Here is a 13,052-nt window from a genome sequence, read left to right as displayed (position 1 = left end):
AGGTCAGAATCCCTTGTTGGGTCCGTCCGCAGGCGCACCCGTTTCCTTCAGGGGGGACGACCCCCCTGTACCCCCCGGCAAGAGCCCGGTGAGAAACGGATTGGTGGCCCGCTCACGGCCGATTGTGGTCTGCTCGCCGTGGCCGGGCAGGACGGCCGTCTCGTCGGGCATGGTCAGGCACACCCGGCCCAGGCTCGCGAGGATCTCCTCGTACGATCCGCCCGGCAGGTCGGTGCGTCCGATGGAGCCGGCGAACAGCAGGTCGCCCGTGAACATCACGTCGGGGACCTGCTGCGTCTTCGGCGTCCGGAAGGTCACCGACCCCGGCGTATGGCCCGGTGCGTGGTCGACGGTGAAGCTCAGGCCCGCCAGCTCCAGCACGGCCCCGTCCGCCAGCTCCTTCACGTCGTCCGGCTCCGACAGCTCCAGGCCGCCGAACAGCTGCTGCCCGGCGCCGAGCGACAGGCCCTTGGCCGGGTCGGTGAGCAGGTCGCGGTCGTCCGGATGGACGTAGGCGGGGACGTCCTTGGCGCCGCACACCGGGGCCACCGACCACACGTGGTCGATGTGGCCGTGCGTGAGCAGCACCGCGACCGGCTTCAGCCGGTGCTCGCGCAGGATCTCCTCGATCCCGTCCTCGGCGTCCTGGCCGGGGTCGATGATCACGCATTCCTCACCCGCGGCGGGTGCCACGACATAGCAGTTCGCGGCGAACGATCCGGCGGGGAACCCGGCGACGAGCACGGTCGTCCTTCCTTAGAACCATCTCGGTTGGGCCTGTCCGAGGGTACCGGCGCCGCCGCGGCCACCGCGAACGAGATAGCGCGGTCGCCGTGTCGGGCCAGGGGTCCCGCGGGCCGGTCCGGCCGGCGCACGGTCGCGGCGGGGCGGCGGGAAAGCGCTCCCTGAACGTCGAGACGCTTTTACTCCCCGGTACCGCTACTATGCGCTGCACGTTCACCTGATCACACCGGAGAGGCGAGGCACGTGGCGGGGAGAGACCGCAAGAAGCAGCTCGCGCGGCAACGCTACGAGCGCCAGCAACAGCGGCGGGCGCAGGAGGCGGCGAGGGCGCGCCGACTCAAGATCATCAGCGCGGCCGCCGGGGTGGCGGTCATCGTCGTCGGCGGGGTCGCCTTCATGGTGTTCACCGGCAAGGACGACGAGTCCACGGCCGCCGAGCCCGCGTGCACCTACAAGGAGGCGCCGGGGGAGGGCGCGCCCAAGGGGCTCGGCACCCCGCCGGCGACGCCCGCGCACAAGGGCGTCGTCCAGGCGACCGTGAAGACCAATCAGGGCGACGTGGAGATGCAGCTTTACGGCGACAAGGCGCCGTGCACGGTCAATTCCTTCACGTATCTGGCGCAGAAGAACTTCTTTGACAAGACCTCGTGCCACCGGCTCACGAGCGGCGGCCTGAACGTCCTGCAGTGCGGCGACCCGACCGCGAAGGGAACGGGCGGTCCGGGCTACCAGTACGCCAACGAGAACACCAATGGCGCCATGTACACCGAGGGAACGCTCGCGATGGCGCACAGCCAGCTTCCCGACTCCAACGGCAGCCAGTTCTTCATGGTCTACAAGGACTCGCAGCTCCAGCCGGACTACACCGTCTTCGGGAAGATCACGAAGGGGCTGGACGTGCTGCAGAAGGTCGCCAAGGCGGGTTCGGACCCGAAGGGCGACGGTAAGCCGAAGAAGAAGGTAGAGATCCAGGACGTCACGATCGCCGGGAAATAGGCGAACGGGATACTAAGGTGTGGAGGGTCCGGAAGGTGAGAGCCGTCCGGGCCCGCGATTCAGGAGGCAAGGGTGTCCAGCGCGACCGATCCCTGGGGCCGGGTGGACGAGGACGGCACCGTGTACGTCAGGACGGCCGGCGGCGAGCGCGTCGTCGGGTCCTGGCAGGCCGGTGCGCCTGAGGAGGCCCTGGCCTACTTCAAGCGCAAGTACGACGCGCTCGTCACCGAGATCGGCCTGCTCGAACAGCGGGTCCGCACCACCGACCTGCAGCCCGCCCAGGCCCAGCAGAGCATCGACCGGCTCCGCGAGGCCGTCGCCGACGCGCACGCCGTCGGCGACCTCGACGCGCTGACCCGCCGCCTGGACGCCCTCACCGAGGACGTGGGGCGGCGCCGCGAGCAGGTCAAGGCCCAGCGCGAGCAGCACCGCCACGAGGCCCGCGAGGTCAAGGAGCGGATCGTCGCCGAGGCCGAGCGCATCGCCGTCGAGGAGACGCACTGGAAGAACGGCGGCGAGCGCCTCCGCCAGCTGGTCGAGGAGTGGAAGGCGGCCGACCGCATCGACCGCCCCACCGAGACCGCCCTGTGGAAGCGGCTGTCGGCCGCCCGCAATGCCTTCACGAAGCGCCGCAAGGTCTACTTCGCCACCCTCGACGACCAGCGCGAGGAGGCCCGCAGGGAAAAGGAGCGCCTGGTCGCCGAGGCCGAGTCGATGTCCGGCTCCACCGACTGGGGCGAGACGGCCGCCGCCTACCGCGACCTCATGCGCCGCTGGAAGATGGCCGGGCGCGCCTCCCGCGACGCCGAGGAGGACCTGTGGGCCCGCTTCAAGGGCGCTCAGGACACCTTCTTCCAGGCCCGCAGCGCCGCGTTCGCCGAGCGCGACGCCGAGTTCCGCGAGCACGCCGAGGAGAAGGAGAAGATCCTCGCCGAGGCCGAGCGGCTGCTGCCCGTCCGGGACGTCCGGCAGGCCCGGCAGGCGCTGCGCGCGATCCAGGAGCGGTGGGAGGCCGCCGGCATGGTCCCCCGCGACCAGCGCGACCGCCTCGAAGGCCGGCTCCGCAAGATCGAGGAGGCCGTCCGCTCCGCCGAGGAGAACGAGTGGCGCCGCACCAACCCCGAGGCCCGCGCCCGCGCCGAGGCCACCGTCGGGCAGCTGCGCAGCTCCATCGAGCAGCTGGAGAAGCGCCTCGGCAAGGCCCGTGAGGCGGGCCGCGACAGGGACGTCCGGGAGGCCGAGGAGGCCCTCACCGCCCGCCGCGCCTGGCTGGAGGAAGCCGAACGCACCCTCGCCGAGTTCTCCTGACCTCCCAGGGGCGGCCCCTGGTCAGCACCTGCCGAGGAAGGCGAGCATCCGGGTCTGCTCGTCCGCGCCCCGGGGGGCCCGGAGGGGCGGGGCCAGGCGACCCGCGGCGCGCAGCGGCGCGGCGAGGACCTGGGCGGTGGCGAACGCGTGGTGGACGAGGTCGGGGTCGAGGCGGGACGGCTGGCCGGTGGCCACGGCCAGGTCCCAGGCGTGCACCAGCGGTTCCAGGAGGTAGCCCTCCAGATAGTCGCCCAGGGGGAGCTCGCCCAGCGCGCCGAACGGGATCAGCGCGCCCAGAGCGTCCGGGGTGAGGGCCGCGGCGCACTCCTTGCGGGCCGTCCGCCAGCTCATCAGCACGTCGCCCGCGACGAACCTGGCGGGGTCGCGGGCGATGTCGGGCTCGGGTCCGCCGGCGGCCAGCGCCCGGATCAGGTACTGCCCGCCGGCCACGTGGCCGGCGACGTCCCGGGCGGTCCACCCCTCGCAGGGCGACGGCGTGTCCCACCCGTCGCGGGGGACGCCGGCCACCAGGCCCTCGAAGAGGTCGAGGGCCCGGTGGTAGCCGCTGAGGTTGTGAGCCATGGTGGTCAGTGACCCGCGATCCGACCCCGCTGTCAAGCGCTATCGCGAAGGTCGCCTGTCCGGGATCACGCCGCGGCGGCGCCGCGGGCGCGGAGCAGGGTGTTCATCTGCCTGATCTCCGCCTCCTGTCCTGTCACCATCGTCCCGGCCAGCCGGCGGACCCGGTCGTGGCCGGTGCGGGCGAGCACCGCCCGCGCCATGGCGACGCCGCCCCGATGGTGCGCGATCATCAGCCGCAGGTACAGCACCTCGGCGGCGCGGCCGGACGCCCTTTCCAGGTCGGCGAGCTGCGCGCGCGTCGCCATGCCCGGCATCGCGGCCTCCCCGCCACCCCGGTGGCCGCCGTGCCCGGACATCCAGCGCATCCGGCCGGACGGCTCCGCCTGCGGCAGGCCCCATTCATCCAGCCATGCCGTCATCATGCCGATCTGGGCGGACTGGGTGTTGATGATGTCGTAGGCGAGCAGCCTGACCTCCGCGTCGTCCGTCCGGTCCCTGACGATGAACGACATCCGCACCGCCTGGGCGTGGTGGGCGCCCATGTCGCGGGCGAACCCGGCCTCCGGGCCGTCGGTTCCGGGACGGCCGGAGCGCGCGACGGCCATCGCCACCAGGACGGCGCCGGCGAGCAGGACGAGCGCCGCGAGGACGACGGTGACCCGCCGTCCTCGCGGAGCCGGGGCGCTCCCGGTCACGCGGTGTCCTTGGCGCCGTCGCAGGCCGCGCCCGGCTCGGGCGTCTGGGGACCCTTCACGAAGGCGCGCAGGAACGCGTCGACGCGGGGGTCGGTGGCGTTCTGGAGCTTGAGCTGCCTGCCCCAGGCGGTGAGCGTGACGGGAGAGTCCTGGGACGGGTACGGGCTCAGCAGCGTGTAGTCGGTGCCGGTGACCTTGCTGCGGAGCACCTCCAGCTGGTCGGGCGCCAGACCGGGGCGGTAGGTGATCCACACGGCGCCGTGCTCCAGGGAGTGGACGGCGTTCTCGTTCTGCAGCGGCGCGTCGTAGACGCGGCCGTCGCAGTTCTGCCAGACGGGGTTGTGGTTCCCGCCCATGGGCGGGGCGGTGTCGTACGCGACGGTGCCGGCGACGTGGTCGCTGCTCAGGCCGTCCTTGGTGACCAGGCCGGAGATGGACACGGAGTCGGCGGACGACGTCCTGGTCTGCATGAACGCGTACCCGATGGCGAGGACGGCCACCAGGCCGATCACACCGAAGAAGGCGATGCTGCCCCAGGGGACCTCGCGCTGCGTCAACGCGTTCTTCCTGGGGGCGTTCTTCTTAGGGGAGTTCTTCGCGCGTGCGTTGCCGTTGTTGCGTGCGTTCTTGATGCGGGCGCTCTTGGACATGAGAGCGGTCCTCTCAGTGGTGCTGCGGATACGGACACGAGGGCAGCGCCGTATCGCGCGAAGGGCGACACGGCGGCGCGGGCGGCCTTACGGCCGGTCCGTCACAGCCGGAGGACCTGGAGGGCGGGGGCGCACGCGGCCGCGGCCGGGGCACCGGGCGGCGGCGCGAGCGCCCAGCCGGCGCGCGCCGGCAGACGCGAGAGCGGCCGGCGGAACCCGCCGGCCAGCCCGAGGAGCAGGAGGGACAGGAGCACGGCCAGGCAGAGGCAGGCCTCCGTCGGCACGGGCGCGGGGGGCTTGTCCGGGCTGGTCAGCACCGCGCCCGCGAGGCCGTGGAAGCCGCTGGACGGCCCGGCCCCTTCCCCCTGCTGCGCGTGGTCGCCGCCGGCGGAAACGGCGCCGACGGGGACGCTGACCGCGTGCTGGGTGCACACGCGCGCCGGAGCCCCGTGCCCCAGCCCGTAGCTGAAGATCAGCCCGCCCACGACGAACAGCGCCACGAGCAGACCGGCCAGCCCGTGGCGCCCACGTGGGGTCGAACCTGACACCGTCACGCTCCAGAACGCGCCTTCCGGGCTGTTCCAACGCCGGACCCCGGCCCCGGGTTCCCGTCCGGGAATGTCCGTGCCGCGAGATAGTGTCGGAGCGTGACCAGCATGGCGGAATCGGGCGAGCCGGAGGGCCTTTTCGACGCCCCGGAGACCGGCGGGACGGCGCGGCCGGCGGCCCCGGACGTGCCGGCCGCGGGCGTGCCCGCCCCGGGCGGCGCGGCGCAGCCGCTCGCCGTCCGGATGCGTCCCCGCGGGCTGGACGAGGTCGTCGGCCAGAGCCACCTGCTCGGCCCCGGCACGCCGATCCGCCAGCTCGTCGACCGCGACGTGCCCATGTCGCTCGTGCTGTGGGGGCCGCCGGGCACGGGCAAGACCACCCTGGCCACCGTCGTCAGCCACGTCACGTCCCGCCGGTTCGTGGAGATCTCCGCCGTCAGCGACGGCGTCAAGCGCGTCCGCGCCGAGATCGACCTGGCGCGGCGCGAGCTCGGCATGACCGGGCGGCAGACGGTCCTGTTCGTCGACGAGGTGCACCGCTTCAACAAGGCCCAGCAGGACGCCCTGCTCCCCGCCGTGGAGAACCGCTGGGTCTCCTTCATCGGCGCCACCACCGAGAACCCGTTCTTCTCCGTCATCAGCCCGCTGCTGTCGCGGTCGCTGCTGCTGACCCTGGAGCCGCTCGGCGAGGACGACCTGCGCGAGGTGGTCCGCCGCGCGCTCGCCGACGAACGCGGCCTGGGCGGCGCCGTCACCCTCGACCCCGCCGCCGAGGACCACCTGATCCGGCTGGCCGGCGGCGACGCCCGCCGCGCCCTCACCTACCTGGAGGCCGCGTCGCTCGTCGTCGAGGACGGCGGCGCGGTCGACGCCGACGTGCTGGAGAAGGCCGTCGACCGGGCGGCCGTCCGCTACGACCGCGAGGGCGACCAGCACTACGACGTCATCAGCGCGTTCATCAAGAGCATCCGCGGCAGCGACGTGGACGCGGCACTGCACTACCTCGCCCGCATGATCGAGGCCGGCGAGGACGCCCGGTTCATCGCCCGGCGGCTGATCGTGCACGCCAGCGAGGACGTCGGCATGGCCGACCCCACGGCGCTGCAGACGGCCGTCGCCGCCGCGCAGGCCGTGGAGTTCGTCGGGCTGCCCGAGGCCCGCATCAACCTGGCCCAGGCGGTGATCCACCTGTCCCTGGCGCCCAAGTCCAACGCGGTGGTCATGGCGGTGGACGGGGCGCTCGGCGACGTCCGCCAGGGCCTCGCGGGCCCGGTCCCCGGGCATCTGCGCGACGCGCACTACAAGGGCGCCGCGAAGATAGGGCACGGGGCGGGCTACAAGTACGCCCACGACCACCCGGGCGGCGTGGTGAAGCAGCAGTACGCCCCCGACACCGTGGACGGACGGGAGTACTATCGCCCGACCAGGCACGGAGCCGAGTCCCGGTTCACCGAGGTGCTCGCGCGGATCCGGTCCGTGCTGCGCGGCGCCGCGGACCGGTGAAGATGGATCTCCACCGGCCGGTGCTCCCGCCATGTGGCGTGGCGTAACGGTAAGGTCTGTCAAGCCATGCCCGGCCCCGGGCCGGACTCACGCGAACGGAAAGCCCTGATGCTTACTGGTGGACAGGTCGCAGGTCTCATCGTGGCCGTGTTCTGGGCGGTGCTCGTCTCGTTCATCGCGCTCACCCTGCTGAAGCTCTCCCGCCTCCTCGGCGAGGCCAGCAAGGTCGTCCACGACATCGGCGACCAGGCCGGCCCGCTGCTGGACGACATGACCCGGACCGTGCAGCGCGCGAACGAGCAGCTCGGCCGCACCGACGTCATCACCAAGCAGGTCGCCGGCGTCACCCAGAACGTCTCGGCCGTCACCACCGTGATGACCTCGGTGGTCGGCGGGCCGCTGGTGAAGGCCGCCGCGTTCTCCTACGGAGTCCGCAAGGCCCTCGGCAGCCGCGACGGCGACGGCCGGACCCACTCCGGCAAACCGGAGCTGCGGGCCCGGTCCTCGGGTAGGGGACGCAGATGAAGCGGCTGTTCTGGCTCTCGGTCGGAGCGGGCGCCGGAGTCTACGTCTCGCACCGCGTCAAGCGGCGCGTCGAGCGGTTCGCGCGCACCTGGTCCCCGGAGGGCGTCGCGGCGCGGGCCGTGTCGACCGGGCAGGGCGCCGGCGAGCGGTTGAGGCATTTCGCCGCGGACGTCCGTACCGAGATGCGTGCCCGTGAAGAGGAGCTGCGCGAGGCCGTCCGCATGGACCAGGAACCGCCGGACGCCGAGGGCCCCCGGCCCCGCCGGGTGCTCAAGGCGCGATACACGATCATCGAAAACGACAAGGATGGCCACTGATATGGAGTCGGCAGAGGTCGCACGCCGCTTCCTCGGATTCTTCGAGGAGCGCGGGCACACGGTGGTGCCCTCGGCGAGCCTGGTCGCCGAGGACCCGACCCTGCTGCTGGTCAACGCCGGCATGGTCCCGTTCAAGCCGTACTTCCTCGGCCAGCGCACCCCGCCGTCCCCGCGGATGACCAGCGCGCAGAAGTGCGTGCGGACGCCGGACATCGAGGAGGTCGGCAAGACCACCCGGCACGCCACGTTCTTCCAGATGCTGGGCAACTTCTCCATCGGCGACTACTTCAAGGAGCAGGCGATCCCGTTCGCCTGGGAGCTGCTGACCCGCCCCCGGCAGGACGGCGGCTTCGGGTTCCCCGAGGACAAGCTGTGGGTCACCGTCTTCACCGACGACGACGAGGCCCAGGACATCTGGCACGACAAGGTCGGCGTCCCCCTCGACCGCATCCAGCGGCGCGGCATGGAGGACAACTTCTGGTCGATGGGCGTCCCCGGGCCGTGCGGGCCCTGCTCGGAGATCTACTACGACCGCGGCCCCGAGTACGGCCGCGAGGGCGGCCCGGTCGCCGACGAGGACCGCTACCTGGAGGTCTGGAACCTCGTCTTCATGCAGTACGAGCGGGGCCCGGGGGAGAGCAAGACCGACTTCCCGATCCTCGGCGACCTGCCCGCCAAGAACATCGACACCGGCATGGGCCTGGAGCGCATGGCGGCGATCCTGCAGGGCGTCGACAACATCTACGAGACCGACACCCTGTGGCGCGTCCTCGACCGCGCCGCGGACCTGACCGGAACCTCCTACGGCCGCGACCACCGCGCGGACGTGTCGCTGCGCGTCGTCGCCGACCACGTCCGCAGCGGGACGATGATGGTCGCGGACGGCATCCGTCCCGGCAACGAGGGCCGCGGCTACGTGCTGCGCCGCATCCTGCGCCGCTCCATCCGCAACCTGCGCCTGCTCGGCGGCCAGGACGCCGGGCTCATGCACGAGCTCACCGCGGTCGCGGTCCAGGCGATGGGCGAGCAGTACCCGGAGCTGGTGCGCACCGCCGCGAACATCCACACCGTCATCGACGCCGAGGAGGACTCCTTCCTCCAGACGCTCCGGACCGGCACCGCGATCTTCGACACCGCGGTGGAGGAGACCAGGCGGAGCGGCGGCGCGACCCTGGCCGGCGAGCAGGCGTTCAAGCTGCACGACACCTACGGCTTCCCGATCGACCTCACCCTGGAGATGGCGTCCGAGCAGGGCCTCCAGGTGGACGAGGAGGGCTTCCGCCGGCTCATGAAGGAGCAGCGGGACCGCGCCAAGAAGGACGCCCGCGACAAGAAGACCGGCAACCTCGACGTGTCCGTCCTGGACGAGCTGCTCACCGGCGCCGGCGGCAGCGTCGACTTCACCGGCTACGGCAGCCTCGCCGGCGACGCCCGCCTCGTCGGGCTGCTGGTCAACGGCGCCAACGCGCCCGCGGCCGGGGAGGGCACCGAGGTCGAGGTCGTCCTCGACCGCACCCCGTTCTACGCCGAGGGCGGCGGCCAGCTCGCCGACCACGGCCTGATCAGGCTCGGCAACGGCGCCGTCATCGAGGTGACGGACGTGCAGGCGCCGCTCGCCGGGCTCATCGTGCACCGCGGGCGCGTCCGCAGCGGCGAGGCGCAGGCCGGCGACACCGCCTACGCCGAGGTCGACGTCGAGCGGCGCCGCGCGATCTCCCGCTCGCACACCGCGACCCACCTGGTGCACGCCGGGTTCCGCCGGGCGCTCGGCGAGTCCGCCGCGCAGGCCGGCTCGGAGAACTCCCCGGGCCGGTTCCGGTTCGACTTCACCGCGTCCGGCGCCGTCCCGCAGAGCGTGCTCCGGGACGTCGAGGACGAGGTCAACGAGGTGCTGATCGGCGACCTGGACGTCCGCGCCTTCCACACCTCGATCGACGAGGCCCGCGCGATGGGCGCGCTCGCGCTGTTCGGCGAGAAGTACGGCGACGAGGTCCGCGTGGTCGAGGTCGGCGACTACTCCCGCGAGCTGTGCGGCGGCACCCATGTCGCCCGGTCCGGGCAGCTCGGCCTGATCAAGGTGCTGGGCGAGTCGTCCATCGGCGCCGGGGTCCGCCGCGTGGAGGCGCTCGTCGGCATCGACGCGTTCCGGTTCCTGGCCCGCGAGAGCGTGCTCGTCGCCCAGCTCGCCGAGCAGATGAAGGCGCGCAAGGAGGAGCTGCCCGAGCGCATCTCCGGGGTCGTCGGGCGGCTCCGCGACGCGGAGAAGGAGCTGGACAAGCTCCGCGCCCAGCAGGTCCTCGCGATCGCCGGGTCCCTGGCCGACGCCGCGAAGGACGTGAACGGCATCGCGTTCGCGAGCCACCGCGCCCCGGACGGCACCGGCGCCGACGACCTGCGCAGGCTCGCCGTCGACGTCCGCGGGCGGCTCATGGCCAGGCCCGCGGTCGTAATGGTCGCCGGCGTGCCGAAGGACCGTCCCGTCGTGGTCGTCGCCGTCACCGAGGGAGCCCGCGACCGCGGCCTCAAGGCGGGCGCGCTCGTCGGCCTCGCGGCCAAGGCCCTCGGCGGAGGCGGCGGCGGCAAGGACGACCTGGCGCAGGGAGGCGGCGCCGACCCGGGCGCCGTCGAGGACGCCCTCGCCGCCGTCGAACGAGCCGTAGGGGCCGCGTGAGGCCGGCACGACGGGGCATGGGTGCGCGGCCGCGCCGGACGGGGGCGGGGTCGTGAGGCAGGGCGTGCGGCTGGGCGTCGATGTCGGGAGCGTGCGGGTGGGGGTCGCCCGCTGCGATCCGGGGGGCATCCTCGCCTCCCCGCTGGAGACCGTGAAGAGCGGCAAGGGCGACATCGACCGGCTGGTGGAGCTCGTCGCCGAGCACGAGGCGATCGAGGTCGTCGTCGGCCTCCCCACGTCGCTGTCGGGACGGGAGGGGCCGGCGGCGCAGGCCGCGCGCCGGTTCGCCGCCCGGCTCGCCGACCGGCTCCCCCCGGAGGCGGTCCGGCTGCACGACGAGCGGCTCACCACGGTGACCGCCGAAAGCGGGCTGCGCGCCGGCGGGGTGCACGGCCAGGCCCGGCGCAAGGTCGTCGACCAGGCCGCCGCGGCGGTCCTGCTGCAGGCCGCGCTCGACGCGGAGCGGTTGACGGGACGCCCCCCAGGAGAGATCGTCCGGGGGAGCTCATGAACGATTTGGACCTGTTCTCGGATCCGTACGGCGACGGGCCGCCGCCCGGCGAACGGCCCGGCAGGCGGGAGCAGCGGCGCGTCCGCAAGAAGCAGAAGCGGCGCCGGCGCAACGGCCGGGCCGCCGCCCTGTTCGCCATGGCGTTCCTGGTGGCGGTCTTCGGCACCGGCGGCGTCCTCGGCTACGCCTGGCTCGACAACAAGTGGCATCCGCCGGACTACGACGGCCAGGGCGCCGGGAACGTCACCGTCCAGATCAAGGACGGCGCGAGCGGCTCGGTGATCGGCGCGACGCTGGAGGAGCACCGCGTGGTGAAGAGCTCCCGCGCGTTCGTGAAGGCGTACAACAAGGAGACGAAGGCCTCCAGCATCCAGCCGGGCTTCTACCAGATGCGGCTGAGGATGTCGTCGTCCGCCGCGATGGCGCTGCTCCTCGATCCGAAGTCGCGGGCCGGGAACCAGATCACGATCCCCGAGGGCCGGCGCGCCATAGAGGTCTTCGAGCTGCTGGCGAAGAAGACCGGCATCTCCGTCAAGGAGTTCCAGGCCGCCGCGAAGAAGCCGCAGGGGCTCGGGCTGCCCGCGTACGCGAAGGGCAAGGTGGAGGGGTACCTGTACCCGGGCCGCTACGACCTGGACCCGAACGGCACGGCCGCGCAGATCCTCAAGCAGATGGTGGGGCGGTTCAACCAGGAGGCGTCGAGCGTCGACCTCGTCGGCAAGGCGCGCGAGGCGAAGATGAGCCCCGCGACCGTCATCACGCTCGCCAGCCTGATCCAGGCGGAGGGCGGCAAGCCGAGCGACCTGCCCAAGATCTCCCGGGTGATCTACAACCGGGTGGCGAGGGGCATGCCGCTGCAGTTCGACACCACGGTCCTGTACGCGCTCAACAAGCGCACCCTCACCGTGACCAACGAGGACCTCAAAGTCGACTCGCCCTACAACACCTACACGAACAAGGGGCTCCCTCCCGGCCCGATCGCCAACCCCGGGCCGGACGCGATCGAGGCGGCGCTCGCGCCGAAGGACGGGACGTGGCTGTACTTCATCGCCACCGACCCGACGAACAAGATCACCAAGTTCGCCACGACGGAGCCGGAGCGGCAGGCGATCGAGAAGGAGTTCCGGGCCTGGCAGAGAGCGCACCCGGGCCAGTGACGGAGGAGACGGCCCGCCGCCGCGCGGCGGTCCTCGGATCACCGATCGCGCATTCGCTGTCGCCGGTGCTGCACCGGGCGGCGTACGCGGCGATGGGGCTGGACGCGTGGTCCTACGACGCCTTCGAATGCGGCGAGGACGGTCTGGCCGCGCTGCTGGACGGGCTCGGCCCGGAATGGGCCGGCCTGTCGCTGACGATGCCGCTCAAACGCGTCGCGCTGAGCCTGGTGGACACGGTGACGGACCTGGCGGTGAACGTCGGCGGCGCGAACACCATCGTCCTGCGGGACGGGCGCCGGCACGGCGACAACACCGACGTGTACGGGATCGAGGCGGCGCTGGCCGAGGCGGGCGTGAAGGCGCCCGCGTCGGCGCTGGTGCTGGGCGGTGGCGCCACCGCGGCGTCCGCGCTCGCGGCGCTCGCCGGGCTCGGGACGCGCGAGGCGGTGCTCGCGGCGCGGACGCCGGAGCGCGCCGCCGGCGCCGCCGAGGCGGGGGAGCGGTCCGGGCTGGCGGTCCGGGTCGTGCCGCTCGACCGGGTGCCCGCGCACCTCCCGGCGGAGCTGGTGGTGTCGACGCTTCCCGGACGCGCCGCCGACGCGTTCGCCGAGCCGGTGGCCGCGTCCGCCGCCGCCCTGTTCGACGTGGTGTACGCGCCGTGGCCCACGGCGCTCGCGGCGGCGGTGGAGCGGGCCGGCGGGACCGTGGTCGGCGGTTTCGCGATGCTGCTGCACCAGGCCGTCCGGCAGGTGGAGCTGATGACCGGCCGCGACGACGTGCCGGTCGCCGCGATGCGCGCCGCGGGCGAGGCCGAGCTGGCCCGCCGGTCCTGAGCTCCGGCCGGG

14 protein-coding genes are annotated in these 13,052 nt (G+C 72.9%); 9 read left to right on the top strand and 5 right to left on the bottom strand.

Going from position 1 to position 13,052, the window contains the following annotated elements; genetic code table 11:
• Window positions 1–3: 3 nt before the first annotated feature.
• The gene (locus tag BM339_RS41540; protein WP_075024415.1) at window positions 4–744 is read right to left on the bottom strand and encodes an MBL fold metallo-hydrolase; all 741 of its coding nucleotides are present in this window, start codon (window positions 742–744) and stop codon (window positions 4–6) included.
• Between the two features lie 243 nt (window positions 745–987).
• Here BM339_RS41540 and BM339_RS41535 point away from each other — a divergent pair, with 243 nt between their 5' ends.
• Window positions 988–1,740, top strand: a complete 753-nt coding sequence (locus BM339_RS41535) for a peptidylprolyl isomerase (RefSeq protein WP_075024414.1) — start codon at window positions 988–990, stop codon at window positions 1,738–1,740.
• A gap of 72 nt (window positions 1,741–1,812) precedes the next feature.
• A complete protein-coding gene (locus BM339_RS41530; protein WP_021593389.1) occupies window positions 1,813–3,048 on the top strand; it encodes a DUF349 domain-containing protein in 1,236 nt (411 codons plus the stop codon).
• Between the two features lie 21 nt (window positions 3,049–3,069).
• Here the strand turns inward: BM339_RS41530 and BM339_RS41525 are convergent, their stop codons facing one another.
• From BM339_RS41525 to BM339_RS41510, 4 genes are all read right to left on the bottom strand, one after another.
• Entirely contained in the window at window positions 3,070–3,630 is a 561-nt protein-coding gene (locus BM339_RS41525; RefSeq protein WP_021593390.1) for a TIGR03086 family metal-binding protein, read from the bottom strand.
• A 65-nt stretch (window positions 3,631–3,695) separates the two neighbouring features.
• Complete coding sequence (locus BM339_RS41520; protein ID WP_021593391.1) at window positions 3,696–4,325, bottom strand: DUF305 domain-containing protein; 630 nt, start codon at window positions 4,323–4,325, stop codon at window positions 3,696–3,698.
• Window positions 4,322–4,975: a DUF3105 domain-containing protein gene (locus BM339_RS41515; RefSeq protein WP_075024413.1), complete on the bottom strand. Its 654-nt coding sequence runs from the start codon at window positions 4,973–4,975 to the stop codon at window positions 4,322–4,324. Before BM339_RS41515 ends, BM339_RS41520 begins: the two co-directional genes overlap by 4 nt.
• Before the next feature lie 101 nt (window positions 4,976–5,076).
• Window positions 5,077–5,523: a hypothetical protein gene (locus tag BM339_RS41510; protein WP_143118809.1), complete on the bottom strand. Its 447-nt coding sequence runs from the start codon at window positions 5,521–5,523 to the stop codon at window positions 5,077–5,079.
• A 243-nt stretch (window positions 5,524–5,766) separates the two neighbouring features.
• Between BM339_RS41510 and BM339_RS41505 the strand changes: the two genes are divergently transcribed.
• From BM339_RS41505 to BM339_RS41475, 7 genes are all read left to right on the top strand, one after another.
• Window positions 5,767–7,026, top strand: coding sequence for a replication-associated recombination protein A (locus BM339_RS41505; protein WP_235206435.1), 1,260 nt, complete (start codon window positions 5,767–5,769; stop codon window positions 7,024–7,026).
• Between the two features lie 108 nt (window positions 7,027–7,134).
• Entirely contained in the window at window positions 7,135–7,551 is a 417-nt protein-coding gene (locus BM339_RS41500) for a DUF948 domain-containing protein (protein WP_024935464.1), read from the top strand.
• Window positions 7,548–7,868 (top strand): hypothetical protein, encoded by a 321-nt coding sequence (locus BM339_RS41495; protein WP_021599233.1) that lies wholly within the window; start codon window positions 7,548–7,550, stop codon window positions 7,866–7,868. The genes BM339_RS41500 and BM339_RS41495 overlap by 4 nt, the downstream gene beginning before the upstream one ends.
• A gap of 1 nt (window position 7,869) precedes the next feature.
• The gene (gene alaS, locus BM339_RS41490) at window positions 7,870–10,539 is read left to right on the top strand and encodes an alanine--tRNA ligase (protein WP_021599234.1); all 2,670 of its coding nucleotides are present in this window, start codon (window positions 7,870–7,872) and stop codon (window positions 10,537–10,539) included.
• A 52-nt stretch (window positions 10,540–10,591) separates the two neighbouring features.
• A complete protein-coding gene (ruvX, locus tag BM339_RS41485) occupies window positions 10,592–11,050 on the top strand; it encodes a Holliday junction resolvase RuvX (protein ID WP_075024412.1) in 459 nt (152 codons plus the stop codon).
• A complete protein-coding gene (gene mltG / locus BM339_RS41480) occupies window positions 11,047–12,207 on the top strand; it encodes an endolytic transglycosylase MltG (RefSeq protein WP_024935462.1) in 1,161 nt (386 codons plus the stop codon). Before ruvX ends, mltG begins: the two co-directional genes overlap by 4 nt.
• Window positions 12,204–13,040, top strand: coding sequence for a shikimate dehydrogenase (locus BM339_RS41475; protein WP_075024411.1), 837 nt, complete (start codon window positions 12,204–12,206; stop codon window positions 13,038–13,040). Before mltG ends, BM339_RS41475 begins: the two co-directional genes overlap by 4 nt.
• The last annotated feature ends 12 nt before the right edge of the window (window positions 13,041–13,052 follow it).

Origin of the sequence: Actinomadura madurae, assembly GCF_900115095.1 — a bacterium.
In the GTDB taxonomy this organism is placed as follows: Bacteria; Actinomycetota; Actinomycetes; order Streptosporangiales; family Streptosporangiaceae; genus Spirillospora; species Spirillospora madurae.
This window is presented reverse-complemented; position numbering and strand designations above follow the sequence as displayed.